This is a genomic window from Nocardia sp. AB354 (assembly GCF_049538315.1).
Classification (GTDB): domain Bacteria; phylum Actinomycetota; class Actinomycetes; order Mycobacteriales; family Mycobacteriaceae; genus Nocardia; species Nocardia nova.
This window is the reverse complement of the sequence record NZ_JBMVFU010000004.1, coordinates 1-23,684: the sequence shown is the minus strand read 5'-3', so window position 1 is coordinate 23,684 and position 23,684 is coordinate 1. Positions and strand designations below refer to the sequence as shown.

The window sequence follows — 23,684 nt, the reverse complement described above, 5'->3', positions numbered from 1 at the left end:
GCGGGATCGTCGTCACTGCCGCATGGAGGCGGGGGTCGTGCCGGTCATGCGGCGGTAGAACTTCACGAAGTTGGTGGCCTCGGAGAAACCGAGTTCGCGCGCCAGCGCTGCGACGGTGACGTCGGTGGTGGCCAGGCGGCGGCGGGCTTCCAGCGCCAGTCGTTCGTCGAGATACCGCTTCGCGCTGATACCCCGGGCCCGGCGCACCGACCGGTCGATGGTCTTGGCGCCGGCGTGCACGGCTCGCTCGTAGTCGCCGACCCGATGCCGTCGTGGAAATTCGGCTTCGACCGCCGCCGCGAAACGCGCGAAGACCGCGGACACCGGCCCGTTGTCCGCCGCAGCGCCCGGCGCCGCGGCCACCAGTGGGGTGAGCGCCAGGCGGAGTGCGTCGGCGATATCGCGAGCGCACGACGGCGCGGCGAGCACCAATTCCAGATGTCGCAGTGCCGTCGTGACGAGCGGATCTCGCGGATCCGTCGCCCATCGGCTCGGCCGGGCCGGATCGTCGGCGAACGTCGCGACCCGATTGCCGGGGGCGAGGGCGTCGGGGGTGAACAGGATCGCGGTTCCGTGCAGCCGGTCGGCATCGAGCACCTGATGAACCTGTCCGGGCCGCAACCAGAACACCGCGCCCGCGGCCAGATCGTCCGGACGGAAGTCGACGGCATGGCGGCCCGCGCCACCGGTGATCACACCGACGACGTGGAAATCCGGGCGAACCGGCCGGTGCCGCACCACGCCCCGGAAAACATCCGGGAGGCGCCGCAGCTCGACCGCACGGCCCGCAGCAGCGGGTGCGTAGCCGACGCCGAGTACGTGTTGACCTGTTTCGACCATGACCGGTCGTAAAACTACCTCGTCATGGCGTCCTGAGCGGAGTGGGATGGAGATATCCGACCAGAACGGAGCACGATGAACACCCTCGCCACCCGCGCCCGGCGCTTCCATCTCCGCGACTCGGGCGGCACCGGCCCGGCCGTACTCTTCTTGCACGGCAACCTCATGGACTCGACCATGTGGGACGGCGTCGTCTCGAACCTCTCCGGCTACCGCAGCATCCGCTTCGACTTCCGGCTGCACGGTGATACCGAGGACGACGGTCTGCCCTTCACCTATTGGGACGCCGCGCGCGACGCCCTGAGCGTCCTGGACGCGCTCGACGTGCCGGCCGCTCACATCGTCGGTCACTCGCAGGGCGGATTCACCGCGCTGCGGGCGGCCCTGCTGGCCCCGGCACGTATTCGGAGCTTGACACTCATCGATACCGCCGCGGATCCGTTCCCCGGCCCGGCGCTGGAACAAATGGCTCGCATCCGGGACGGTTTCGCCGCCGGTGCGGTCGAGGCGACCGGGGGCGCGGTTCTCGATCTGCTGCTGGGTGACGCCGCGGCGGTCGAGCATTGGCTGGCCCGGATACGACGGCAGCCTGCCGATCGACTCGCTCGCGCAGTCGGTGTGCTGATGGGCGCCGACGGAATCGCCGGCCGCCTCGCCGAGATCACCGCCCCGGCGTTGGTCGTCCACGGCGGCGCCGACCTGCCCATTCCCGCTGCGTCCGGCACCGCCCTCGCCGCCGCGCTACCCGGCGCGGAACCGCTGGAATTGCTGGACGGTGTCGCGCACACCCCGCCCGTGACCCACCCCGCCGCGGTCGCCGCGCTGCTGCGCACCTTCCTCGATGCGGCGGCCGACGATGCCCCACAACGAGTTTCGGCAACCGCACCCGCGCCGTGAGTGCGACGCCGCGGGTGCGGCGCCTCCGCCGTGCCCGCTCGGGGGTGTGACGTCGGAAGGCAGGCGCGAACCGCGGGACGAACGGGCGCGAGCAATTGCACCCGAACCCACTAGACTCAGGTGCGATGACAGCAGCAATCTGGTTCGGCCTCGCGGCGATCGCACTGGTAGGTGCGATCGTACTGCTGTATTTCGATCGCGTGCAGCGGCAGCGGACCGGACACGTACGGCAGGTCTGGGCCAAATCCCAGGGATACACCTACGTTTCGGTCGAACCTTCGCTGGCATCGACATGGCGGCGGGGCGCGATGGCCAAACTGGGGTATCTGTCCGCGATCGATGTGGTTTCCGGTAATCGCAAGGGCGAGAAGTTCGTTCTGTTCGATCTGGAGGACGCCGCGACGCTGGTCGCCGTGCGCCGCCAGATCGGCTCGGACATCGATATCGACCTGCGCCTGAAAACCGCCGCCCCGCCCAAGGACGCCGATCTGGAACTGCTCGGCGCGATCGGCGACCGCGTGGTCTTCGCCACCAATCCGGACGTCGCTCGCCACGCCGTCGACCAGCGGATGGTCCACTTCATCGAAACGCTGCCGCATACCGTGCAGCAGTTGTGGAGTGAGGGCAACTGGACGCTGGGCATGTTGCCGGTCGGCACCGCGTCCAAGGATTGGGAGGCCGCGATCGATGCCGTGCTGCGGCTCTCGGGTCTGCTGCACGTGCTGCCGCCGGTGGCCGGCGGCGACCGCGGCCGCCTGGAATCCGATCAGCACGATCCCGGTCGTCCGCGCCCGAATGCCGAGGAACCCGGTGAAGCCGACCAGGGCTACCGCGAGCAGGGCTACGCCGACCAGGGCTACCGGGACCAGAGCTACGACGACCGGGCCGACCGCGACTTCCGCGATCAGGATTACGGCGACCGGTTCGAGCGCTACGAAGACGACGGATTCGACGACGAGCAAGGTCCAGGCGACCGGTTCGACGACGACCGCGATTTCCGTGACGAGCGCGCATCCGGGCCCCGGGACGGCGACGCACACGGCGGCCGGAGCCGGTTCGCGCACGAGAACGTGGACGGCAACGACCGCGGAAACATCGCTCGTGGCGGCACCGACGCACCGGCCGGCCCCCGCCCCGGCGACGCTCGCCCCGGCGACACTCGTAACGCCGGTGAGCGCCCGGCATCCGATTCGGCGGACCGCGAGTCCGGTGTGATCGCCGCGCCGGTCGGCGATCTCGCGGGCGAGGCCGAGCAGCAGCCGCCGCGCCGCCCGGCGCTCGCGGTGGTGCCGGATCCCCGCAACCGGGTCCGCCGTAACTGGCCGCCCGCCGAGGAATTCCTCGAGGACGAGGAAAACAATTCGGCCGCAGCGGATTCCGATGAACCGCAGGCCGAGGACGAGCTGCCGCAGCGGCCGGGCGGTCCGTTCCATCCGGGGTTCCGTCCCTATCAGGGCCCCGCACCGCGGTGACCGGTCCGGTTCGCGAACCGGTGTCCGGGCACCGGGATTATCCGCCCGACACTAGGTGGTTGACGACCCATGACCGATAGCCCCGCAGATCCGGGGGCCGCACGCCTCCCCGGTGCCACCCGTCCGGTCGCCCTGGTGACCGGACCGACCTCCGGTATCGGCCAGGGCTACGCCACCCGCCTGGCTTCCCTCGGCTACGACCTGGTGCTGGTGGCGCGCGACGAGCAACGCTTGACCGCCCTCGCCGCGGAATTGCAGCACCGCTTCGATACCCGCAGCGAGATCCTGGCCGCGGATCTGGCGCGCGAGCAGGACCGAAACACCGTCGCCGAACGGCTCGGCGAGGGCGTGGACTTCCTGGTCAACAATGCCGGATTCGGTATCTCGGGTGAGTTCTGGACCGTGGATCCGCGGGAATTGCAGGCCCAACTGGATGTCAATGTCACCGCGGTGCTGCAATTGACGCGTGCCGCACTGCCGCCGATGATCGCCGCCGCCAAGGGTTCGGTGGTCAATGTCGCCAGTGTGGCCGGGCTGGTACCGGGCCGCGGCTCGACCTATTCGGCCTCCAAGGCCTACGTCATATCCTTGACCGAGGGCCTGGCCGGCGGACTGGCCGGGACCGGGGTCCGGGTGCAGGCGCTGTGCCCGGGATTCGTGCACACGGAATTTCACGAGCGTGCCGGAATCGAGATGTCGTCGCTACCGAAGCCGATGTGGCTCGACGTCGATCAGGTGGTGTCCGGTTCGCTGCAGGATTTGGAGAAGGACCGGGTGATCAGTGTGCCCGGGGTGCAGTACAAGGTGCTCACCACCGTCGCCGGGCTGATCCCGCGGAATCTGGTGACCCGGCTCAACCGAGGCATGTTCAACGCACGGGGAAGGACATAAACCCACATGATCGAATCCACCACCGACCGCGACAGATTGGCCGAGCTGGTCCGGGAGCTCGCCGTCGTGCACGGCCGGGTGACCCTGTCCTCCGGTAAGGAGGCCGACTACTACGTCGATCTGCGCCGGGCGACCCTGCATCATCAGGCGGCGCCGCTGATCGGCACCCTGCTGCGAGAGCTGGTGTCGGACTGGGAATTCGACGCCGTCGGCGGGCTCACCATGGGCGCGGATCCGGTGGCGCTGGCGATGCTGCACGCCCCCGGCCGCCCGCTGAACGCGTTCGTGGTGCGCAAGGCCGCCAAGACTCACGGCATGCAGCGCCAGATCGAGGGGCCGGAAATCTCCGGTAAGCGTGTGCTGGTCGTCGAGGACACCACGACCACCGGCAATTCGCCGCTGACCGCCGTCCGGGCACTGCGCGAGGCCGGTGCGACCGTGGTCGGCGTCGCCACCGTGGTCGATCGCGAGACCGGCGCCGACCAGGTGATTGCCGAGGAGGGACTGGAGTACCGCTCCATTCTGGGCCTGAAGGATCTGGCTCTGGGTTGATATTTGGGCCTGGGTTAGCCTGGACGCTGGTCTTATGTACGACAGCGTGAAGGGTCGAGTGAGTCTCCTGTGGTGAGCATTGCAATCAACGAGGGTCGCAAGAATGTTGCGATGCTCGGCATCGGGGCATACCGGCCGAAGCGTGTCGTCAGCAACGCCGACGTCTGCGAGGTTCTCGATTCCACCCCGGAGTGGATCTTCGAGCGCACCGGCATCCGCAATCGTCGCTGGATCAGCGGTGACGAGACCCTGCGCTCCATGTCGGCGGCCGCCGGGGAGCGGGCCGTCATCAACAGCGGTATCGATCGCAGCAAGATCAGCGCGCTGATTCTGGCTACCTCCAGCTGGCTCAAGCTCACCCCGCACGGCGCGCCCTCGGTGGCCTTCGATCTCGGGATGAACGGCATCCCGGCTTTCGACCTCACTTCCGGTTGCGGCGGATTCGGCTATGCCCTCGGTGTGGCGGCCGATCTGATCCGGGCCGGTTCCGCCGAATACGTGCTGGTGATCGGCGCGGAAACCATGACGGTCGGCCTGGACCCGACCGACCGCGGCACCGCCATGATCTTCGGCGACGGCGCCGGTGCGGTCGTGGTCGGCCCGAGCGACGTCAACGGCATCTCCCCGACGGTGTGGGGCAGCGACGGGGAGAGCGCCGAGGCGATCTCCCAGGACGTCAACTTCTTCGACTACATGGACCGGGCGGAGCGACTGCAGGGCACCGATCCCGAGGTGGAGCCGGTGGGCCGGATGGCGCTGCGGATGGAGGGGCCGCGCGTATTCCGTTGGGCCGCAGTCACTCTGCCCCGCGCCCTGTCGACCGCACTGGAGGTGTCGGGCGTGGCGAAGGAGGATATCGAGGTCTTCGTGCCGCATCAGGCCAACGCGCGCATCAACGAGCTGATGAAGAAGAATCTAGGCCTCGCCGACGACATCCCGATGGCCAACGACATCGAGAACACCGGCAACACCTCCGCCGCGTCCATCCCGCTGGCCATGGAGGAGATGCTGGTGACCGGTAAGGCCAAGGGCGGACAGCTGGCCCTGCTGCTCGGCTTCGGCGCCGGGCTGAGCTACGCCGGGCAGGTGGTCACCCTCCCGCCCAAGCCGATCGAACCCAGTTTCTGACCGGCCGCGACCGTCGCACCGGTCCACCGTCGTCGTGGATTGATGAGGAGATTCCGAATGGCGCGACCGTTCCGTGCTGCGTACGTGGGTGCCGCGGTGATCACCGTCCTCGGCGCGGCCACCGGGCGGGACCGGTGGCAGTGGGCGACGAAGCCGCTGCTCATGCCCCTGCTGGCGGCCGATGCGATCCAGGCCGGGCGCGCGTCGAGCGCTGGTGAGGTCTCCCCTGGTGAGACGGACCGGCGAGGGGGCGAGCACGCCTCCGAGACGGCCGGCCATGGCAACGCCGAGCCTGCTCGCGCGACGGGTGACCGGGGATCGCCGCAGTCTGATCGGGCTCTTCTGCTCGGGTCGCTGGCGGCCGCCACCGTCGGCGATGTACTCCTGATGGATCCCGACGACGACCGCCGTCTGGTCGCGGGCGCTTCGGCTTTCGCGGTCATGCAGTGCGGATACTCGGCGCTGTGGTGGCGGCGCGGTGCGCGGCCGCAGCCGATGGTCGCGGCACCCCGGCTCTTGGCGTGGCTGGGCGCCGCCATGCTGTTGCGGGCGCGCGCGCCTCGCATCGCCGCGCCGCTGACCGCCTACGGTGCGACACTGGGCACGGCGGCGACTCTCGCCTCCGATCCGGCCCTGGCTCCCGACGCGAAAGTCGTTGCGGGGACCGTGGTTCCGGGAAGCGACCCGCGCAGCCGCCTGGCTCTGGGTGCGCTGTTGTTCACACTCTCCGACGGCATGATCGTGCTGCGTCGCCTCTTCGCTCGGACGACACGGTCGCGCCGCGCGAGCGAGGCCGTCATCCTCGCGACCTATGCCGGTGCGCAGTATCTGCTGACGGCGCCGACCCACTTCGACTGAACCCCACCGCCATCGCGCGACCGCGCGGGCGGCTGCTCACAGGCAGAGCATGATCCGATCGCGGTCGGCCGGATCCACTCGGATCGAAATCGTCTCACCCACATGCATTCTCGGCCGGTCGATCGGTGCGACGTCGAAAACGACCGTGCCCCGATAGGTTTCCGAACCGGGAACGGTCAGCTCCAGATCGAGTTCGGTCAGTTCCGTGTGGTGATCGGTGTACTGCAGCGGATGCACCCCCTCGATGGTCGCCCACCCCTCCAGCCCGTGCCGCAACAACCGCCGATCCGACCGCGACGGCCGCTGCGCCAGCAACATTCCGATCCCCACACACGATCCGAACGCCCCCACCATCGCCATGATCTGATACGGCTCGGTCCCCGGCGGCGTGTGCTGATGCACCCACCCCAGCCAGACCCCGAGCACGATCACATACCCGACCGTCACCCCGAGCACGGTCCGAAGAATGCGTACGTGGTCCATAACCGCCTCCACCACCCCGCGGATACCTCAAGAATAAGCCTCACCCCTCCCACCCCGCCCACATAGCGCATAACGGACAGACACGTTTCGGCCACCCGGCGGCTACGGTGCCCAACCTTGCGACGCTCACCGCGCACGGGCAGCCGCCCGGCCCGTCGCCGATCTTGTCTATTCGGCTCGGGATCCGTTCAGTGCGTGCAGATCAATGGCCACCGGAGTCCCGGAGAGGTCGAGCCGGATCTCCGAGCAATTGTCCGCGACCAGCTCGTAATAGTCGCCGACCAATCGGTAGGCGGTGAGCGTAGGCGGTGCGTCGAGATCGACGAGCCAGTAGTGCGCGATCCCGACCTCGGCGTATTCGGCGAATTTGGCGACGCGATCGGTGCGCCGGGAACCTGGCGACAAGATCTCGACCGCCACCGTGACATCTTCGGGGCGCGCACGCGGAAGGTTGTCGGCTATGGCGGAGCGATTCAGAACCATCACGTCAGGGACACGCACCGTGGGCGGGTTGTCGGCATCGATCGCGATTTCCGCCTCGGTCACGACGGCTAGGTCGCCGGGAAGCTGAGGCTGGATTTGCGCAGCCAACTGCCAAATTGCGAACTGATGCCGCAGCACCGGCCTCGGTGACACGATGAGTACCCCCTCCACGAGCTCGTAGCTACGGCTGTTGTCCTCCGGCAGCGCCTCCCAGTCCGCCATCGTCAGTAGACGATCGGGCCAATACATAACCACGTGCTCACCTCCTCTCGTTTGCCCTGGTCCTCTCAGTGTTCCACAGGTGACCGAGGGCTCCGGGCAGTCCAGCGGCGAGCCGCTGCCGCAACGCCTATCCCCGTAGGCGCAGCACCGCCATGACCCGGCGGTGGTGGGTGTCGGACGGGGGGAGGTCCAACTTCAGGAAGATGTTGCCGATGTGTTTTTCCACCGCGCGTTCGGTCACGGTGAGGGTGGTGGCGATGGAGGCGTTGGTGAGGCCCTGGGCCATCAGCTCCAGGACTTCGCGTTCGCGCGGGGTGAGGCGGGCGAGCGAATCCTGTTGCCGGGCAGCGCCGAACAGCTGGCTCACCACCTCGGGGTCGAGAGCCGTACCGCCGGTGGCGACGCGCTGCAGGGCGTCGACGAATTCGCGGACGTCTGCTACCCGGTCCTTGAGCAGGTAGCCGACACCGCCCGCACCGCCGGCGAGAAGTTCGGTGGCATAACGGGTTTCGACCCATTGGGAGAATACGAGCACTCCGGTGGCGGGAAATTTCCGGCGCAGTTCGATGGCGGCGAGCAGACCTTCGTCGGTGAACGAGGGCGGCATCCGCACGTCGACCACGGCGACGTCGGGACGGGTTTCGGCCACGATCTCGCTCAGCCGGATCCCGTCGCCGACCATGGCCACGATCTCGTGACCGCGGTCGGTGAGCAGGCCGGCCAGACCGTCCCGCAGGATCGCGCTGTCCTCGGCGATCACGATCCGCAGGGCGTCGGCGGTGCGGCCGGCCTCGGCCGTACTCATTGCGGGCCCGCGATCGGCAGGGTGACGGTGATGTTGGTGGGCCCTCCGATCGGGCTGTCGACGGTCAGGTTGCCGTCGACGGAGCGCGCCCGTGCGGCGAGACCGGCCAGACCACCGCCGACCAGCCGCTCGGTCGGCGCATCGGCCCCGGCCTCGGATTCACCGCCCATCGGACCGGGCTGTCGCACCCCACCGTGACCGTTGTCGCGCACGCTCACCATCATCGTCGCGGCGCCCGCCGGCGCGACCGACACCCACGCCGCGGTCGCCCCCGAATGCTTCACCACGTTGGTGAGCAGTTCCGCGACCGAGAAATACGCGATCGCCTCGATCGCCGGACTGGGCCGCTGCGGCAGGTGGACGCGCAGTTCGACCGGTATCGCACAGCGCGCGGTCAGCGTCTCCAGCGCCGGTTCCAGTCCCAGTTCGAGTGCGGGGGGATGGATGCCGCGCACCAGTTCCCGCAGCTCGGCGATGGCGTCCTTCGAGCTCGCCCGGGCATCGGCGATCAGCGCGGCCGGGTCGGCGCCCGCGGCGAGTCGCTCCTCGGCACGCCCCAGCGTCATCGCGATACTCACCAGCCGTGCCTGGGTGCCGTCGTGCAGATCGCGTTCCAGCCGCCGCAGCGTCGCCGCGGAATCCTCGACCGCGACGCGCCGGCTCTCCTGCAGTTCGACCATCCGCCGATCGCCCGCGGTGGGTGTCAGCAACACCAGCATCAGCCCGCGATGCGCCCAGCACACCGCGCGCACGAGCCACGGCAGCAGGAAGCAGCCGATGACGCCCAGTGCCGCCAGACCGAGTACACGCGGCCAGGTGTCGATGTAGTAGTCGCCGAATTGCGCCATCGAATGATGTTCGCGCCCTTGCGGATCCACGTTGACGGGGTGGAAAACCGCCCACGGGACGGGGGAGATCGCGGTGAAGACGGTCACCGCGATCACGGTCAGCACCACGTATCCGACGAACACCCCGAGGACCGCCTCGGCGACCAGGAAGGCCAGTGCCCGCCATGCGGTGCGATCGGTGAAGACGCTGCGGAACCAGCCCACCAGTCCCGGCCGGGCGGCGAAATTCGGCGGAGCCGGCAGATCGGCGGACAGTAGCGCGGCACCCACGGCCCGGTAGACCCGTCCCCAGATCCGCCCGCCCAGCAGCACCCCGGCCAGCAGCGGAGCGCCGATGATCAGGATCGAACTGTAGAGCCCGACGCCGTAGCCGACGAACAGATAGGCCAGCACCAGACAGCCCAGAATCGCGGCGACGACCAGGTAGGCCAGCTCTTTCCAGGTGCGTGCCTGGAACGGGGCGCGCAGGATCGCCCGCAGCACCGACCCGGCGGTCGGGCGCGAGCCCGGACGGTCGAGTACGAGCGTCGGTTCGGCGAGTGTTTCGGTCATAGCTTCCATGCTGGTCGGAGCCGATCCGCGCAGCGAGGGAGCAGACCGGCGAATCGACGGTGTGGACAGCACCACCATCGGATCCGACGGTACCGGGCGCGGCTACGATGACCGGCGTGAATCACCCGCTCCAGCCGCTGCCCGACCCATCGGACGGCGATGTGCCGGGCCCGACCGAATGGGGCGAGCATCCGCACGGCGTGGGTCCGTGGCGCGACGAATTCGGCACTGAACCGCCGGACGATCCGCGTCTGGATCCGGAACTGCTCGCGCACGGCGACCGGCGCAACGTGGTCGACGCCTACCGGTACTGGTCGCGCGCGGCGATCGTCGCCGATATCGATAGCCGTCGCCATCCGTTCCACATCGCGATCGAGAATTTCGGGCACGACGCCAATATCGGCACGGTGGTTCGCACCGCGAATGCCTTCGCCGCGGCGGCGGTCCATATCGTCGGACGCCGGCGCTGGAATCGGCGCGGCGCCATGGTGACCGACCGGTATCAGCACATCGTGCACCACAGCGATATCGCCGAACTGCTGGAGTTCGCCGAGCGCGAGAATCTCACCGTGGTGGCCGTCGACAACGTGCCGGGTTCGGTGCCGCTGGAAACCGCCGCGCTGCCGCGTGATTGCCTGCTTCTGTTCGGCCAGGAGGGTCCGGGCGTCACCGAGGCCGCCAAACGGGCCGCGGTCATGACGGTATCGATCGCGCAGTTCGGCTCGACCCGCAGTATCAACGCGGGTGTCGCCGCCGGAATCGCCATGCACGCGTGGATAACTCAGCATGCGGACCTCGAACGTTCTTGGTGATCATCGGGAATCACGCAGTGCCGCGGCCGTCGCGGATTCGCGGCAGCGCAGCAGTTCTTCCGGAGTGCCCTGGAAGACGATCCGGCCGCCGTGCCGGCCGGGGCCCGGCCCGAGGTCGATAATCCGGTCGGCCGCGCGGACGACGTCGAGATTGTGTTCGATGACGACCACGGTGTTGCCCCGGTCGATCAGATGGTCGAACAGCTGGGTCAGCGTATCGATATCGCGCAGGTGCAGCCCCGTCGTCGGCTCGTCGAGGACATAGAGGGTGTGCCGGTCGCCGCGCGCGAGTTCCCTGGCGATCTTCAGCCGCTGACATTCCCCGCCGGACAGCGTGGTCAGCGACTGTCCGAGCCGCAGATATCCGAGTCCGACCTCGTCGAGATGCCGCAGACCCCGCGCGACCGCGGGCAGTCGCCGCATCGCCTCGGCGATGGTCAGATCGTCGATATCGGCGATGGTCAAGCCGTCGACGGTGTAACCGAGCACCCGATCGGTGAACCGGCGTCCGCCGCACGCCGAGCACACCGTTTCCTGACCGTCCATGAACGCCAGGTCGGTATAGATCACACCGGCGCCCTCGCACACCGGGCAGGCTCCCTCGGAATTCGCGCTGAACAGGGCGGCACTCACGCCGTTGCGCTTCGCGAACATGGTGCGTACCGCGCCGGCGATCCCGGCGTAGGTGAGCGGGGTGGACCGCCGATTGGTGCCGACCGGACGCTGATCGACCACGGTGGCCGGATGCCGCTGCACCAGTTCCGCGGCCAGACTGGACTTACCCGAACCCGCGACGCCGATGAGCACGGTCAGCACACCGGTCGCGATGTCGACCGAGATGTCGCGCAGATTGTTGCGAGTCGCGTTGTCGATCCGCAGTTTTCCGGTCGGCACCCGCGGGGTGCGGCCGGTCCGCCGGATCCGCAACGCCTGCCCGGTAGGTGTGTCCACGGTCGCCAACCGCTCGAAGTCGCCGGTGAACACGATTCGCCCGCCCTCGGCCCCCGCCCCCGGACCGACCTCGACGATATGGTCGGCCACCCGCATCACATCCGGATCGTGTTCCACCACCAGAACGCTGTTGCCCTTGTCCCGCAACGATTTCAGCAGTTCGGTCATCGGCCGCACATCGTGCGGATGCAATCCGACGGTGGGTTCGTCGAAGACGTAGAGCATTTCGGTCAGACTGCTGCCGAGATGGCGAACGGTCTTGATGCGCTGCGATTCTCCGCCGGACAGTGTCGTCGTCGGACGTGACAGCGACAGGTAACCGAGGCCGATGTGCGCGAGGGCGCGGAGCCGCTCGTGCAGCGCGGACACCACCGAAACCATTTCGGGGTCGCGCACCTCGGTGATCAGCTCGGCGAGTTCGCCGATCTCCATCCGGCTCATCTCGACGATGGTGTGGTCGAGTACCCGCGCCGAGCGGGCCGCCGGATTCAACCGTTGCCCGTCGCATTCCGGACACGGTCCCGAGTGGGTGAACCGCTGCAGCACAGCCTGTTTGCGTTCGGACAGGTTGTCGGAGGTGTGCAGATACACCCGCTCGAACAGCTCGATCACGCCTTCGTAATCCTTCGGCGGACTCGGCCGCAGGGCCGCGGCGGCGGGCCCGCCGTGCAGCAGTGCGTCGCGTTCGGCGGGCGACCATTCCCGCAGCGGCACGGTCGCATCGAAGGCTCCGAGTTCGGCGTAGCGGCGGTACCAGTACTGACCGGCGGCGAAGCCGGGCAATCGGATCGCGCCCTGCTCCAGCGAGAGATCCGGGTCGAGCACCTGCTCCAGATCGGGAACCAGCGTTTCGCCGAGACCGGAACAGGCCGGGCACATTCCGGCCGGATCGTTGAACGAGAAGTGATTGGATTCCCCGACGTACGGCTGCCCGATACGGGAGAACAACAGCCGCAGATAGGTGTACGCATCGGTGATGGTGCCGACCGTCGAACGGGCGTTGCCGCCGAGCCGCTTCTGATCGATCACCACCACCGGCGAGAGGCCGTCGATCAGGTCCACCTCCGGACGCGTCCACCGCGGCAGCCGATTGCGCACGAACGGCGGATAGGTCTCGTTGACCTGATATCCCGCCTCGGCCGCGATGGTGTCGAAAACCAGCGACGATTTGCCCGAACCGGACACCCCGGCGAACACCACCAGCCGGCCCCGCGGCACATCGATATCCACACTTTTCAGGTTGTTGGTACGCGCTGCGCGAATGCGGATCGAAGTCATATCTCGACGCTAGGGACAGATGTGGCCGGCTTCTGACCGCAATTGCCGGAGGATGGAGTCATGAGCGCCACTCGCCGCCTGCTCGATCTGCTCGCTTATCTGCAGACCGGCCGCCGCTATACCGGCGCCGAACTGGCCGCCCGCCTGGAGACCAGCCCGCGCACCGTCCGCCGCGATGTCGAGCGGCTGCGCGAATACGGCTATCCGGTCGCCAACCGACCCGGCCCGGGCGGCTTCTACCAACTCACCGCCGGCCGCATCCTCCCGCCGCTGGTCTTCGACGACGACGAGGCGATCGCCACCGTCGTCGCCCTCGGCATGCTCGCGGCGACGTCGGAACCGCACAGCCAGGGGGAGCGCCAGGGCTCGTCGGATATCGGCGCCGCTGCCCTGCGCGCCTTCGGCAAGATCGATCAGTTGCTGCCGAAGCGGTTGCGGGGCCGGGCGAACGCGGTCCGGGCGACGGTGGAGACGGCGGCGGTCGTGGCGCCCGCGGTCGACGCGGCGGTGCTGGCGCTGGTGGCCAGGGCCGCGGCCGGACACGAACACCTCGTCTTCGACTACCGCACCCGCACCGGCGGGCTCGCCCGGCGCCGGGTCGAACCGTATCGGCAGGTGTATCAGCATCTGCGCTGGTATCTGCTCGCCTGGGACCGCGATCGTGGGGATTGGCGCACCTTCCGCCTGGATCGGATCGCCGATATCGCCGCTACCGGAACCTTTTTCGAGCCGCGCCCGCTACCGGCCGAGACGGCCGCGGGCTATCTCCGGCGCGAACTCACCGCCGGGCGGCATCGCGCGGTCGTCACCGTGGAGGCTGCGGCCACGGCGGTCGCCGACGTCCTGAAATTCCAGGACTGCGATATCGAGTCGCGCGGACCGCAGCGCTGCCGGATCACCACATGGGTGGATTCGTTCGAATGGCTGGTGCTCAATCTCGCCTTCCTCGACGCCGATTTCGTGATCGAGGAGCCGCCCACGTTCCGCGACCGCTGTCGCGCTCTCGCAGCACGTATGGAACGCGCGTCCGTCGCCGTGGAACCGGGCTGACACGCCGCGCGTACCGGGCCGACTCGGCACGTCGCGGACACGAGTCGATCGCGTAACAAATCGGGCGCGAAATCGGGGCTCGGACTGGCACGATGTACCCATGAATTCGCGGAGCGACGACGTGCAACCGCGTCCGCATCTGCGGCGGGGGCGCGCACGAGTCGATTCCGCTGCCGAGCCGGGCGCCGATATCTGGGCACAGCGAGCCGATTCGGCCGAATCGGCCATCGTGTCCCGGCATCTGCGGCGGCTGTGGCTGCTGCCGGGGGCCGAGCTGGGCGTGGTGGGCTGGCCCGCGACCACCGCGGAACGATTGTTCATCAGCTGGAACTACTGGTGGCAGGCTCATCTCGTCGACTGCGCGATCGATGCCGCCGACCGGGAGGCCACCGCGGACCGCACCGGACGTATCGCCGCCATCGCGCATGCCCACCGGCTGCGCAACATCACCGGCTGGACCAACAACTACTACGACGATATGGCTTGGCTCGCACTCGCTTTGGAGCGCGCCGAACGCACCCGGGGCATCACCGACGTGCGCGGCGGGCTGATCGCGCTCGAGCAGCAACTCATGGCGGGATGGCAGCCGGAGATCGGCGCGGTGCCGTGGCGTAAGGGCTCCGACTACTTCAACGCTCCCGCCAACGGCCCGGTCGCCATCGCACTCGCGCGCCTGGGGCATCACGAGCGCGCCGCGCAGATCGCCGACTGGATCGACGCCACCCTGCGCGATCCGGAAACGGGACTGATCCTCGACGGCATCCACCTGCCCTCGGGCCGGATCGAACGGCCGACGTTCAGCTACTGCCAGGGCGTGGTCCTCGGGCTGGAAACCGAACTGGCGGTCCGGACCGGAGACGTTCGTCACCTCGAGCGCGTGCAGCGATTGCTCCGCGCGGTCGAGGACCGGATGACGGAACGGAATGTCGTCACCGGCGGGGGCGGCGGAGACGGTGGTCTGTTCAACGGGATCCTGGCCCGCTATCTCGCGCTGGTGGCGATCATGCTGCCGGGAGACGAGGTTGCGCACCGCTCGGCCCGTCGCTCGGCCGCCGCGATCGTGAAGGCCTCGGCCCGCGCCGCCTGGGACCATCGGCTCGAGGTCGAGGGCGATCCGCTGTTCGGCCACGACTGGAACGAACCGGCACGGCTGCCGGGCGGCATCGCCGGGGCGGCCCGGTCTACCCCGGGTGGTTCGGTCACCTCGTCGCGGACACCGGAACGAGATCTGTCGGTGCAGCTGTCGGGCTGGATGTTGATGGAGGCCGCACACGTGGTGACGGCCGCCGGACTCTAGCGGGCGCCGGCGGCCCCAGGGCAGATCACTGCCGGGGATCGGTCCACACGATGCGCGCGGGCGCCGCGGTGGCCGCGCGCTCGGGGCGGACGGTGCGCAGCGGCACGGTGTCCGGATAGTCGGCGGTCCGGATCTCGAGAGGCAGCGTGTCGAGGGCGTCCGAATCGAAAGCCGCCCGGTCGAAGCCCTGGACGTCGAAGTTCTGGCCGTCGGATTCGAGCTCGACATCGAAGTCCTCGGCCGGACGCGACATCTCCGCGCGGTACTGCCGCAGGCCGATGATCGTGCCGATGATCAGCACCACGACCAGCGAGCCGCTCACGGTCGGCATCAGCCAGGACACCTTGTTCAGATAGCCGCCGGTGTAGTAGCCGAGCAGCAGCAGAATCGGCGCCCAGATCACCGCGCCGATCGAACTGGCCACGGTGTAGCGGCGGTGGTCCATCCCGGCTGCCCCGGCGACCAGCGGGCACAGCGTGCGCACCCACGGAATCCAGCGGGCGATGAGTACCGCCACGAACCCGTGCCGGTGCAGCAGATCCGATACCCGGGCCAGATTCTCGGCGTTGACGTATTTGCCGTTCTTACGGGCGATCAGGCGATGGCCGGTGCGCGTGCCGATCACGTACCCCACCTGGTTACCTGCGATAGCGGCGAGCATGGTCGCCACCACCAGCGCCCACACCTGCGTATGCCCGGTCTCGTGTGAGGCGAAGATGATGCCGGCGGTCAGCAGCATCGAATCGCCGGGCAGGAACAGGCCGATGATCACCGCGCACTCGAGGAAGACGAAGACCAGGACGACGGTCCAGACGAGTGCCGGCCCGGCGGACTGCAGCGGATCGAATCCGCCCAGTGCAAGGGGTAACGGCGTAGCAGGCAATGGTGTCAGTGCGTGGGTTCGTTCGTCGGTACGGACATCGTGGGCTCCTCGATCTCGAGCACCGGCTCGTGGTTACGCAGCTTCTTCGCCACGGAGATGATGGCGGGCAGGATCGAGACGAACACGATCAGCAGGAAGATGGCCTCGACGTGATCGCGAATGAACCCGACGTTCCCCAGGAAGTACCCGAGGACCGTGATGCCGCCGGCCCACAGAATGCCACCGATGATGTCGAACGTGAGGAATTTGCGGTAATCCATTTTCGACACGCCCGCGAGTACCGGCATGAAGGTCCGCACGATCGGCACGAAGCGCGCCAGGATGATCGTCTTCGGACCGTACTTCTCGAAGAAGGCGTGCGTCTCGGTGATGTAGCGCTGTTTGAAGAAGCGCCCATCCTCCTTGTGGAACAGTGCCGGCCCGATGGCCCGGCCGATCCAGTAGGCGCACTGATCGCCCGCGATCGCGGTCACCGCCACCGCCGGAACGAGCACCCAGATCGACACCGGCGGATGTTCGAGCGCCGCGAGCAGGCCGCCGGTGAACAGCAGCGAATCGCCCGGCAGGATCGGGAACAGCAGCCCTGTCTCGATGAAGACGATGACCAGGATGGCCGGCAGCACCGCATTCGACATCCAGGTATCCGTCAGCAGATACATGGGGTCGAGCAGCTTGTGGACGGAGAATCCGTCGGCGAGAGTGTTCGTGATGGCCAGCGTGGTCACGGGCCCCACAGTACCGGTCACCGTGCGATCTCACCGAACCTCACGGGAACCTCTCAGGCGTTGGCGAATTTCGGTCAACCGAGTTTCGGACCGCTCCCGGCGGTCGACGTGGGTGCGCGCCCGGCCCGGCAAGTCCGCCGCAAGCACTCCCGATCCCGGGCCGCCTTTCGCGACAACGGGCCATGAACTTAGGGTATGGGCTGACAGAATTGTTGTTCGCAGCACACATACGGAGGTCACTCAGTGCCCATCGCGACTCCGGAGGTCTACGCCGAGATGCTCGGTCGGGCCAAAGAGAACTCCTTCGCCTTCCCCGCGATCAACTGCACCTCCTCGGAGACCATCAACGCGGCCATCCGCGGGTTCGCCGAGGCCGGCAGTGACGGCATCATCCAGTTCTCCACCGGCGGCGCCGAATTCGGTTCCGGCCAGGGTGTGAAGGATATGGTCACCGGTGCGGTCGCGCTGGCGGAGTTCGCTCATGTGGTGGCAGCCAAGTACGACGTGACGATCGCGCTGCACACCGACCACTGCCCCAAGGACAAGCTGGACGGCTTCGTCCGTCCGCTGCTGGCCATCTCGCAGGAGCGGGTGAAGGCCGGGCAGAACCCGCTGTTCCAGTCCCACATGTGGGACGGCTCGGCCATCCCGATCGACGAGAACCTCGAGATCGCCAAGGAACTGCTGAAGCAGGCCGCCGCGGCGAACATCATTCTCGAGGTCGAGATCGGTGTCGTCGGCGGTGAAGAGGACGGTGTCGAGGCCGAGATCAACGAGAAGCTCTACACCTCCTCCGAGGACTTCGCCAAGACCATCGACGCCCTGGGCGCCGGTGAGAACGGCAAGTATCTGCTCGCCGCCACCTTCGGCAACGTGCACGGCGTCTACAAGCCGGGCAACGTGGTGCTCAAGCCCGAGGTGCTGGCCGAGGGCCAGCGCGTGGCCGCGGCCAAGCTCGGCCTGGGCGACGGCGCGAAGCCGTTCGACTTCGTCTTCCACGGCGGCTCGGGCTCGCTGAAGTCGGAGATCGACGACTCGCTGAAGTACGGCGTGGTGAAGATGAACGTCGACACCGACACCCAGTACGCCTTCACCCGTCCGATCGCGGCGCACATGTTCACCAACTACGACGGTGTGCTGAAGATCGACGGCGAGGTCGGCAACAAGAAGACCTACGACCCGCGCAGCTACCTCAAGAAGGCCGAGACCTCGATGGCCGAGCGGGTCATCGAGGCCTGCAACGACCTGCGGTCGGCCGGCAAGTCGGTCAGCGCGAAGTAGTAGTTCCCGCAGCGGAACGGATCGAGGGTGCGTCGTCCGATGGGCGGCGCACCCTCGGCGTTCGCGGCCGCCACCGTGACGGCGGGTTGTCCCAGCCGCAAGGGCACGAGATGATCTTCTCCGTGAGCAGATGGACACTGTGCCGAGAATCCGGACGACACGAGGCGCTGGACCGGTGAGCAATCCGACCGGCCCCCAATCCATTCCGCCCACCGGGCTCGACGTCCGCGTGCTCGGGCCCGTACAACTCTCGGTCGGCGGCACGGCCGTACCCGTGGGCGGACCCAAGCCGCGAGCGCTGCTGGCCGCGCTGGCGGTGAACCGGCGGCGTGCCGTCTCGTCACAGGCGCTGGCCGATATCGTCTGGAACGAGGAGCCGCCGGATTCCTATCAGGCGAGTCTGCAGGTATTCGTCTCCAATATTCGTAAGGCGCTGCGTAATTCGGGAGTCGACCCGGCAACGGTGCTGCGCACCGAATCCTCCGGCTACCGGCTCGACATCACCGACGACGAATGCGATCTGGGCCGCTTCGAGGCCACCCACAAGGCCGCGATCGAGGCCGGCGCGGCGGGCGACCACGAGAGCGCGTCGCGGCTGTACGGTGCGGCACTGGAACAGTGGAGCGGTAGAGCGCTCGACGATCTGTCCGGCACCCGCTTCGCCGACACCTTCGCCACCGCGATGGACGAGGAACGCCTGCTCGTCGCCTCCGCCCGCATCGATGCCGAAATCACCTGCGGCCGCGCCTCTTCGGTGGTCGGCGAACTGGTGGCGATGACGAACGAGCATCCGATGCGGGAACCGCTGTGGGTGCAGCTCATCACCGCGCTGTATCTGTCCGGCCGCCAGGCCGACGCGCTGGAGGCATGCCGCCGGGTCCGGGCTGTTCTCGCCGACGAACTCGGGATCGATCCCGGTCCGGCGCTGGCCGAACTGGAGAAGCGCGTCCTGCGGCAGGAACCGCTCAATACGATGGCCATCGCCCAGGTCGAGCGAATGGCCAAGGCGATGACCGAAACCGTCACCGAGACCCCGCGCAGCGCCCACGCCGGACGGCTGCGGCTGGCGGACGGCCGGGTTTTTCCGATTGCCAAGGGCGGCTTGAAGATCGGCCGCATGACCGACAACGATCTGATCCTCGACGATCCGAAGGTCAGCCGCTATCACGCGCACGTCCTGCCCAGCCGGGCCGGGATGCTGATCAAGGATCTGGCCTCGGCCAACGGCATCTACGTCGACGACGAGGTCGTCGACAGCGGCACCATGCTGTTCGGCGGGGAACTCATCCGGATCGGTTCGACGGTGCTGAGTTTCGAGGCGGATACCGAGTAGGTCGCGCCGAACACACCCGCGGTTGCGCGATAACCGCCGTTCCAAGGCGTTTCCCGGGTAGGGTCGGCGCGGGTGCCGTCCGCGGGATGAGGTCGCGGGTAGGGGAAATCGATCGGTCCGAGGGGTTGCTGATGCGTGTGCGCGTGCCGGCTTCGGCCGCAGTGGTGTTGCTGAGTGCCGGACTGCTGGTCGGGCTGCCCGGATCTGCCGTCGCCGAACCCGGGACAGGTTCGGCGGCAACGGTTCCCGGCACGGGGCCGTGTGCCACCGACCCCGTCCCCGTGCACGAGCCGGTGGTGCCGAAGACCCTCGAGGTGCCGATCCCGTATCCGGTGGTGACCGTCGATCAACCCCCGCCACCCGCGATACCGAAGCGCATGAGCGTGCAGCTGCCGGTCGATCCGTGCGTCAGCCCGTGCCCGGATCTCACCGACGGTCCGACGCCCGCGCCCGGTCTGCTGAACCGGCTCGGCGTGCCGGAGGTGCTGCTGAAGCCGAAGCCGTTCTATTTCGCGCTGCCGCCCGGGCCCTCGCCCGAACCCGGGCCGCCTCCGCCGCCGCGAGCCGCACCGCCGACCGAACCGGGGCCGGCGGTGGCCGCGCGGCCGGCGCCGAGGGTGAGTCAGGTCCGCGAGGTCGCCAAGGAGACCGGCGCGAATTCGGTGAACCGCACCGACAAGCGCTGGCAGGTCAATGGGACCGACCTGGGCATCATGTGGGAAAGCGCGCCGGGGGAGATCGCGACGGCCTTCGGCGATACCGTCGGGCACGGGTTCCACCCGCCGGGCGGGATGGGCGAGGACTGGCGCAGCAATCTGCTCGCCTTCAGCACGAATCGCGACCTCGGCAAGGGCATGATCTTCGACCGCATGGTCACCGACGATCGTTGTCACGCCGCCGAGGTGCTCGCCAGTCGCAAGAAGGACAATATCGAGATCACCACGATTCCGACCTCCGGTTTCGCGCTGCCGCATCGAGGTTCGGCCGACGGCATCCGGCAGTTCATGAGCTACATGTCGATTCGGACCTGGAACAGCCTGCCGGGCACCTTCTACACCAACTACGGCGGTATCGCGTACTCCGACGACCACGGGCAGACCTGGACCAAGGATCCGCACGCGCACTGGGACAACATCTTCGGCCTCGCGAATTTCCAGGTGTCGGCGATGGTTCCGCAGGGCGACTACGTCTACCTGTTCGGCACGCCGAATACGCGGCTCGGCTCGGTCGGCCTCGCCCGGGTGCCCACGGAGCACGTGCTCGACACCTCCGCCTACCAGTACTGGCGCGACGGCACCTGGACTCCGGTCGGCGGAGCCGCTTCCGCCACACCGATCGTCGACGGACCGGCCGGCGAACTGTCGGTGCGCTACGACAACGCACGCGGTGTCTGGCAGATGAGTTATCTCGACACCGCGAAGGCGGCGGTCGTCGTGCGCGAATCGAACACGCCGCAGGGTCTGTGGTCGCCGAGTTCGCCGCTGTTGCACGTCTCGGCCGAATACCCCGAACTCTACGGCGGATTCATCCACCCGTGGTCGACGTCCTCGGATCTGTACTTCACCGTCAGCACCTGGAGCGACTACAACGTCTACCTGATGCACGCCCGGCTGGACTGACGTTCGAGCCGGCGCCTCAGGACAGTTGGACCTCGGCCAGCGCGCGGCCGAACAGCTTCTTCCCCGCCGAGGTGGCGCTCAGCAGAATCGTCGCGACCCGACGCTCCGGATCCAGCGACTTGATCTTGGCGGAGAAGTCGATCTGCGCCGGCGAATGACGTTCCACCGGAACGTATCCGGAGAAGCGGACACTGTAGCTTTCGATCGCGCCCGGATCTCCGAGCCACGAGGTCAGATACTGCGCACCCAGGCCCATGGTGAGCATGCCGTGCGCGACCACGGTGGGCAGGCCGGCCAGTTCGGCCGCGCGGTCGCTGAAGTGGATCGGGTTGGAATCACCCGCCACACCGGCGTAGTTGACCAGATCGCCGCGGGTGAGCCGCATCGTGGCGGGGGGCAGTTGGTCGCCCACCGCGATATCGTCGAAATTCGGCTGGGTCTCGACGGTGACGTTCCTGCGCGATTCGGCGAGCCCGGGTTCGGGGCTGGCCTCCTCGGCGGCGATCGGGATCAGCACCTCAGGGGTGGTCGCGCCGACCTCCCGGCGATGCATGACCACACCTTCGACCAGCCGCACGATATCGGCGTCGACCTCGGCGCCCAGGCGCGCCACGATGGTGGTGAGTCCCACCTGAACGACGGTGTCCTCGGCATCGAGGATGGTGGCCTTCACGGTGATGAAATCGTTTCCGCGCAGGTGGCGGATCGATTCGATCTCCGCCTCGCTGCGCAGGGCGTCGCCGGCCAGGATCGGGCGGTGAATGTGGAAGACCTGGTCGGTCTGCAGGATCTGCGACAGGTCGTATTCGCTGAGCACGCTGTCGAGCAGGGCCTGGGTGGTCGCCATGCCGAGCACCGAGGCGAAGGTCGGCGGCGCCACGACGGCATCCCAGCCGAGCTTGGCGGCGTCGGCCTCGAAGTGGTGGGCCGGGTGATGGTTCTGCACGGCCCGCGCGAATTCGCGGACCTTCTCCCTGCCCACCTCGTAGCGGTCCCGAATCCGGTAATGCCGACCGGCCAGTGCCGTGGATGCCGGCGCGTCGGGTGCCAGCTCCGGCATGTCCCTTGCTCCCTGCTCGATTCTTACTGCGTAAACGACAGCACCGGTCGACCGCCCCGGAACAGATCGGCGGAGGGTCGGCGGGTGACAATCCGAGCCATGCTATCGGCGGACCGGACCGCTGACCAGGTGTCTGTGACGTGCATCGCCGGGAAGCGGCGCGATGTGACACCAAGGTGACGCACGTCATCGACTCCGGCGCGTCTACTGCGCGGCACCGGCGGGATCGCACACCTTCCAGCCGCCGTCGGTCTGCTGCAGATCGAAGGTGCGGGCGGTCGAGCGGCTCGGATCGGCATCGGTGTAGATGTCGACCTGAGCGACGGCCTTGTCCCCGGTGATCTGGACGCCGTCCACGCCCGCGACCTTCGGGATCTTCTTCTGATCCACCGCCAGCTTGTGCACGCCGGCGTACTGATCGGGCGCGATGTTCTGATAGAAGTCGTGCAGTTTGCCGCACGTCGCGGATTGCAGCTGACTCAGGTTTCCGGACGCCAGTGCGTTGGTGTAGCTGTTGACCGCGCCCTTGACCTGTGCCTCCGGCGAATTGTCGGATCCGCCGGTGACGAGTGCGACCACCGCCACGATCGCGACGATCACCACCACGACCGCGCCGCCGGCGAGCAGCAGCCAGCGCTTACTGCGCGCGGGCTGTCCCGGCGCGGCGTCCGGTCCCGGTTCCGGCGCCGGTACTCGCTGGGGCTGCGCCACCGGGCGCGGTGCACCCAGCTGGCCCGGTCCGCCCGGTTGTCCCGGTGCGCCCGGCCGGTTCGGTCCACCCGGGCCGGCCGGCTGCGCGGACAGTGTCGGCGCTGTCATCTTGGTATCGGCGGGTGACGATGCGCCGCCGGGGCGCTGGCCTTGTTCACCTTGCGCCGCAGGACCTTTCAGGCCCTGCGCGCCGAGTGCCGCCGCCGCTCCCAGCTGCCCCGGCCCACCGGGACGCTGCTGGCCGGGCGCTCCCGGGCCTTGCGCGCCTGGCCCCTGCGCGCCGGGACCCTGCTGGCCTGGGCCCTGCGCACCTGGACCCTGCGGTCCCGGCCGCCCGGCCCCCTGTGCACCCGGGCCCTGGGGGTTCTGCCCGCCGGGACGCTGCGGACCTTGTCCACGTCCCTGCGCGCCGGGGCCACCGGGGCCCTGCTGAGCAGGTCCGTTCGGACCGGCTCCGGGGCCCTGTCCCGGCCCGCCCGGAACCTGCTGCCCCGGGGCGTTCGACCCGCTCGCAGCGGATTGCGGTCCCGGTCGACCCGGACCTTGCTGCCCTGGTCCACCGGGGCCGCCCGCCGGAGCCTGCCCCGGTGCGCCGCCTGCCGGGCCCTGCTGGCCCGGTCCCCCGGAACCGCTCGTCCGCGCCTGTCCCGGTG

At 68.3% G+C, this 23,684-nt stretch carries 22 protein-coding genes and 1 pseudogene; 13 read left to right on the top strand and 10 right to left on the bottom strand.

Features of this window, described 5'->3' with window-relative positions; translation table 11 throughout:
• Positions 1 to 12: 12 nt before the first annotated feature.
• Positions 13 to 840, bottom strand: a complete 828-nt coding sequence (locus ACPCUW_RS06990; protein ID WP_423424050.1) for an AraC family transcriptional regulator — start codon at positions 838 to 840, stop codon at positions 13 to 15.
• 75 nt (positions 841 to 915) lie between these two features.
• Here ACPCUW_RS06990 and ACPCUW_RS06985 point away from each other — a divergent pair, with 75 nt between their 5' ends.
• The 6 genes from ACPCUW_RS06985 (at position 916) to ACPCUW_RS06960 (ending at position 6,638) form a co-directional block, all read left to right on the top strand.
• A complete protein-coding gene (locus ACPCUW_RS06985; RefSeq protein ID WP_423424049.1) occupies positions 916 to 1,737 on the top strand; it encodes an alpha/beta fold hydrolase in 822 nt (273 codons plus the stop codon).
• 125 nt (positions 1,738 to 1,862) lie between these two features.
• Positions 1,863 to 3,209: a hypothetical protein gene (locus ACPCUW_RS06980; RefSeq protein WP_423424048.1), complete on the top strand. Its 1,347-nt coding sequence runs from the start codon at positions 1,863 to 1,865 to the stop codon at positions 3,207 to 3,209.
• 69 nt (positions 3,210 to 3,278) lie between these two features.
• Positions 3,279 to 4,100, top strand: a complete 822-nt coding sequence (locus tag ACPCUW_RS06975; RefSeq protein ID WP_063017322.1) for an SDR family NAD(P)-dependent oxidoreductase — start codon at positions 3,279 to 3,281, stop codon at positions 4,098 to 4,100.
• A gap of 6 nt (positions 4,101 to 4,106) precedes the next feature.
• Positions 4,107 to 4,652, top strand: a complete 546-nt coding sequence (gene pyrE, locus ACPCUW_RS06970; protein ID WP_030516665.1) for an orotate phosphoribosyltransferase — start codon at positions 4,107 to 4,109, stop codon at positions 4,650 to 4,652.
• A 69-nt stretch (positions 4,653 to 4,721) separates the two neighbouring features.
• Positions 4,722 to 5,780, top strand: coding sequence for a beta-ketoacyl-ACP synthase III (locus ACPCUW_RS06965; RefSeq protein ID WP_063017320.1), 1,059 nt, complete (start codon positions 4,722 to 4,724; stop codon positions 5,778 to 5,780).
• 57 nt (positions 5,781 to 5,837) lie between these two features.
• Entirely contained in the window at positions 5,838 to 6,638 is an 801-nt protein-coding gene (locus ACPCUW_RS06960; protein WP_423424047.1) for a lysoplasmalogenase family protein, read from the top strand.
• 36 nt (positions 6,639 to 6,674) lie between these two features.
• Here ACPCUW_RS06960 and ACPCUW_RS06955 read toward each other — a convergent pair whose 3' ends face one another.
• From ACPCUW_RS06955 to ACPCUW_RS06940, 4 genes are all read right to left on the bottom strand, one after another.
• Positions 6,675 to 7,121: a hypothetical protein gene (locus ACPCUW_RS06955; RefSeq protein ID WP_063017316.1), complete on the bottom strand. Its 447-nt coding sequence runs from the start codon at positions 7,119 to 7,121 to the stop codon at positions 6,675 to 6,677.
• Between the two features lie 168 nt (positions 7,122 to 7,289).
• Complete coding sequence (locus tag ACPCUW_RS06950; RefSeq protein ID WP_423424046.1) at positions 7,290 to 7,826, bottom strand: Uma2 family endonuclease; 537 nt, start codon at positions 7,824 to 7,826, stop codon at positions 7,290 to 7,292.
• A 127-nt stretch (positions 7,827 to 7,953) separates the two neighbouring features.
• Positions 7,954 to 8,631 carry a LuxR C-terminal-related transcriptional regulator gene (locus ACPCUW_RS06945; protein WP_174555025.1) on the bottom strand — a complete coding sequence of 226 codons (678 nt, stop codon included), beginning with the start codon at positions 8,629 to 8,631 and terminating at the stop codon, positions 7,954 to 7,956.
• Positions 8,628 to 10,031: a sensor histidine kinase gene (locus ACPCUW_RS06940; RefSeq protein WP_423424045.1), complete on the bottom strand. Its 1,404-nt coding sequence runs from the start codon at positions 10,029 to 10,031 to the stop codon at positions 8,628 to 8,630. The genes ACPCUW_RS06945 and ACPCUW_RS06940 overlap by 4 nt, the downstream gene beginning before the upstream one ends.
• Positions 10,032 to 10,138: 107 nt before the next feature.
• On the opposite strand from ACPCUW_RS06940, the gene ACPCUW_RS06935 reads away from it, so the two are divergent.
• A complete protein-coding gene (locus ACPCUW_RS06935) occupies positions 10,139 to 10,843 on the top strand; it encodes a TrmH family RNA methyltransferase (RefSeq protein WP_063017312.1) in 705 nt (234 codons plus the stop codon).
• Here the strand turns inward: ACPCUW_RS06935 and ACPCUW_RS06930 are convergent, their stop codons facing one another.
• Positions 10,844 to 13,072, bottom strand: a complete 2,229-nt coding sequence (locus ACPCUW_RS06930) for an ATP-binding cassette domain-containing protein (protein ID WP_423424044.1) — start codon at positions 13,070 to 13,072, stop codon at positions 10,844 to 10,846.
• Between the two features lie 60 nt (positions 13,073 to 13,132).
• On the opposite strand from ACPCUW_RS06930, the gene ACPCUW_RS06925 reads away from it, so the two are divergent.
• Both ACPCUW_RS06925 and ACPCUW_RS06920 read left to right on the top strand, forming a co-directional pair.
• On the top strand, positions 13,133 to 14,122 hold the full coding sequence (locus ACPCUW_RS06925; RefSeq protein ID WP_423424043.1) for a helix-turn-helix transcriptional regulator: 990 nt from the start codon (positions 13,133 to 13,135) through the stop codon (positions 14,120 to 14,122).
• A gap of 100 nt (positions 14,123 to 14,222) precedes the next feature.
• A complete protein-coding gene (locus ACPCUW_RS06920) occupies positions 14,223 to 15,419 on the top strand; it encodes a glycoside hydrolase family 76 protein (RefSeq protein ID WP_423424042.1) in 1,197 nt (398 codons plus the stop codon).
• Positions 15,420 to 15,639: 220 nt separating this feature from the next.
• On the opposite strand, the pseudogene ACPCUW_RS06915 reads toward ACPCUW_RS06920, so the two are convergent.
• Together ACPCUW_RS06915 and ACPCUW_RS06910 are read right to left on the bottom strand one after the other, a co-directional pair.
• A pseudogene (locus ACPCUW_RS06915) lies at positions 15,640 to 16,311 on the bottom strand (DedA family protein); the annotation flags it as partial.
• Positions 16,308 to 16,961, bottom strand: a complete 654-nt coding sequence (locus ACPCUW_RS06910) for a DedA family protein (protein ID WP_051756587.1) — start codon at positions 16,959 to 16,961, stop codon at positions 16,308 to 16,310. The pseudogene ACPCUW_RS06915 and the gene ACPCUW_RS06910, both read right to left, overlap by 4 nt.
• A 309-nt stretch (positions 16,962 to 17,270) precedes the next feature.
• Here ACPCUW_RS06910 and fbaA point away from each other — a divergent pair, with 309 nt between their 5' ends.
• The 3 genes from fbaA to ACPCUW_RS06895 all read left to right on the top strand — a co-directional run bounded on the left by fbaA (position 17,271) and on the right by ACPCUW_RS06895 (position 21,260).
• Entirely contained in the window at positions 17,271 to 18,308 is a 1,038-nt protein-coding gene (gene fbaA, locus ACPCUW_RS06905) for a class II fructose-bisphosphate aldolase (RefSeq protein WP_030516652.1), read from the top strand.
• 175 nt (positions 18,309 to 18,483) lie between these two features.
• Entirely contained in the window at positions 18,484 to 19,641 is a 1,158-nt protein-coding gene (locus ACPCUW_RS06900; protein WP_423424041.1) for a BTAD domain-containing putative transcriptional regulator, read from the top strand.
• A 131-nt stretch (positions 19,642 to 19,772) separates the two neighbouring features.
• Entirely contained in the window at positions 19,773 to 21,260 is a 1,488-nt protein-coding gene (locus ACPCUW_RS06895) for a DUF4185 domain-containing protein (RefSeq protein ID WP_423424040.1), read from the top strand.
• Positions 21,261 to 21,276: 16 nt separating this feature from the next.
• On the opposite strand, the gene ACPCUW_RS06890 is transcribed toward ACPCUW_RS06895, so the two are convergent.
• Both ACPCUW_RS06890 and ACPCUW_RS06885 read right to left on the bottom strand, forming a co-directional pair.
• A complete protein-coding gene (locus ACPCUW_RS06890; protein WP_305781377.1) occupies positions 21,277 to 22,320 on the bottom strand; it encodes a fused (3R)-hydroxyacyl-ACP dehydratase subunits HadA/HadB in 1,044 nt (347 codons plus the stop codon).
• A 204-nt stretch (positions 22,321 to 22,524) separates the two neighbouring features.
• Positions 22,525 to 23,139, bottom strand: coding sequence for a hypothetical protein (locus ACPCUW_RS06885; protein WP_064906159.1), 615 nt, complete (start codon positions 23,137 to 23,139; stop codon positions 22,525 to 22,527).
• A 42-nt stretch (positions 23,140 to 23,181) separates the two neighbouring features.
• Here ACPCUW_RS06885 and ACPCUW_RS06880 point away from each other — a divergent pair.
• Positions 23,182 to 23,684 (top strand): hypothetical protein (locus ACPCUW_RS06880; RefSeq protein ID WP_423424039.1); only part of this gene is annotated, 503 nt, incomplete at its 3' end.

Excerpts from the sequence above, each read along its gene's own strand:
- ACPCUW_RS06975 (WP_063017322.1), top strand. The coding sequence starts at position 3,279 with ATGACCGATAGCCCCGCAGATCCGGGGGCCGCACGCCTCCCCGGTGCC.
- ACPCUW_RS06985 (WP_423424049.1), top strand. The coding sequence starts at position 916 with ATGAACACCCTCGCCACCCGCGCCCGGCGCTTCCATCTCCGCGACTCG.
- ACPCUW_RS06885 (WP_064906159.1), bottom strand. The coding sequence starts at position 23,139 with ATGACAGCGCCGACACTGTCCGCGCAGCCGGCCGGCCCGGGTGGACCG.
- ACPCUW_RS06955 (WP_063017316.1), bottom strand. The coding sequence starts at position 7,121 with ATGGACCACGTACGCATTCTTCGGACCGTGCTCGGGGTGACGGTCGGG.
- ACPCUW_RS06930 (WP_423424044.1), bottom strand. The coding sequence starts at position 13,072 with ATGACTTCGATCCGCATTCGCGCAGCGCGTACCAACAACCTGAAAAGT.
- ACPCUW_RS06940 (WP_423424045.1), bottom strand. The coding sequence starts at position 10,031 with ATGACCGAAACACTCGCCGAACCGACGCTCGTACTCGACCGTCCGGGC.
- ACPCUW_RS06910 (WP_051756587.1), bottom strand. The coding sequence starts at position 16,961 with ATGTATCTGCTGACGGATACCTGGATGTCGAATGCGGTGCTGCCGGCC.
- pyrE (WP_030516665.1), top strand. The coding sequence starts at position 4,107 with ATGATCGAATCCACCACCGACCGCGACAGATTGGCCGAGCTGGTCCGG.
- ACPCUW_RS06920 (WP_423424042.1), top strand. The coding sequence starts at position 14,223 with ATGAATTCGCGGAGCGACGACGTGCAACCGCGTCCGCATCTGCGGCGG.
- ACPCUW_RS06980 (WP_423424048.1), top strand. The coding sequence starts at position 1,863 with ATGACAGCAGCAATCTGGTTCGGCCTCGCGGCGATCGCACTGGTAGGT.
- ACPCUW_RS06945 (WP_174555025.1), bottom strand. The coding sequence starts at position 8,631 with ATGAGTACGGCCGAGGCCGGCCGCACCGCCGACGCCCTGCGGATCGTG.
- ACPCUW_RS06925 (WP_423424043.1), top strand. The coding sequence starts at position 13,133 with ATGAGCGCCACTCGCCGCCTGCTCGATCTGCTCGCTTATCTGCAGACC.
- ACPCUW_RS06950 (WP_423424046.1), bottom strand. The coding sequence starts at position 7,826 with ATGGCGGACTGGGAGGCGCTGCCGGAGGACAACAGCCGTAGCTACGAG.
- ACPCUW_RS06990 (WP_423424050.1), bottom strand. The coding sequence starts at position 840 with ATGGTCGAAACAGGTCAACACGTACTCGGCGTCGGCTACGCACCCGCT.
- ACPCUW_RS06890 (WP_305781377.1), bottom strand. The coding sequence starts at position 22,320 with ATGCCGGAGCTGGCACCCGACGCGCCGGCATCCACGGCACTGGCCGGT.
- ACPCUW_RS06935 (WP_063017312.1), top strand. The coding sequence starts at position 10,139 with ATGACCGGCGTGAATCACCCGCTCCAGCCGCTGCCCGACCCATCGGAC.
- ACPCUW_RS06960 (WP_423424047.1), top strand. The coding sequence starts at position 5,838 with ATGGCGCGACCGTTCCGTGCTGCGTACGTGGGTGCCGCGGTGATCACC.
- ACPCUW_RS06895 (WP_423424040.1), top strand. The coding sequence starts at position 19,773 with ATGCGTGTGCGCGTGCCGGCTTCGGCCGCAGTGGTGTTGCTGAGTGCC.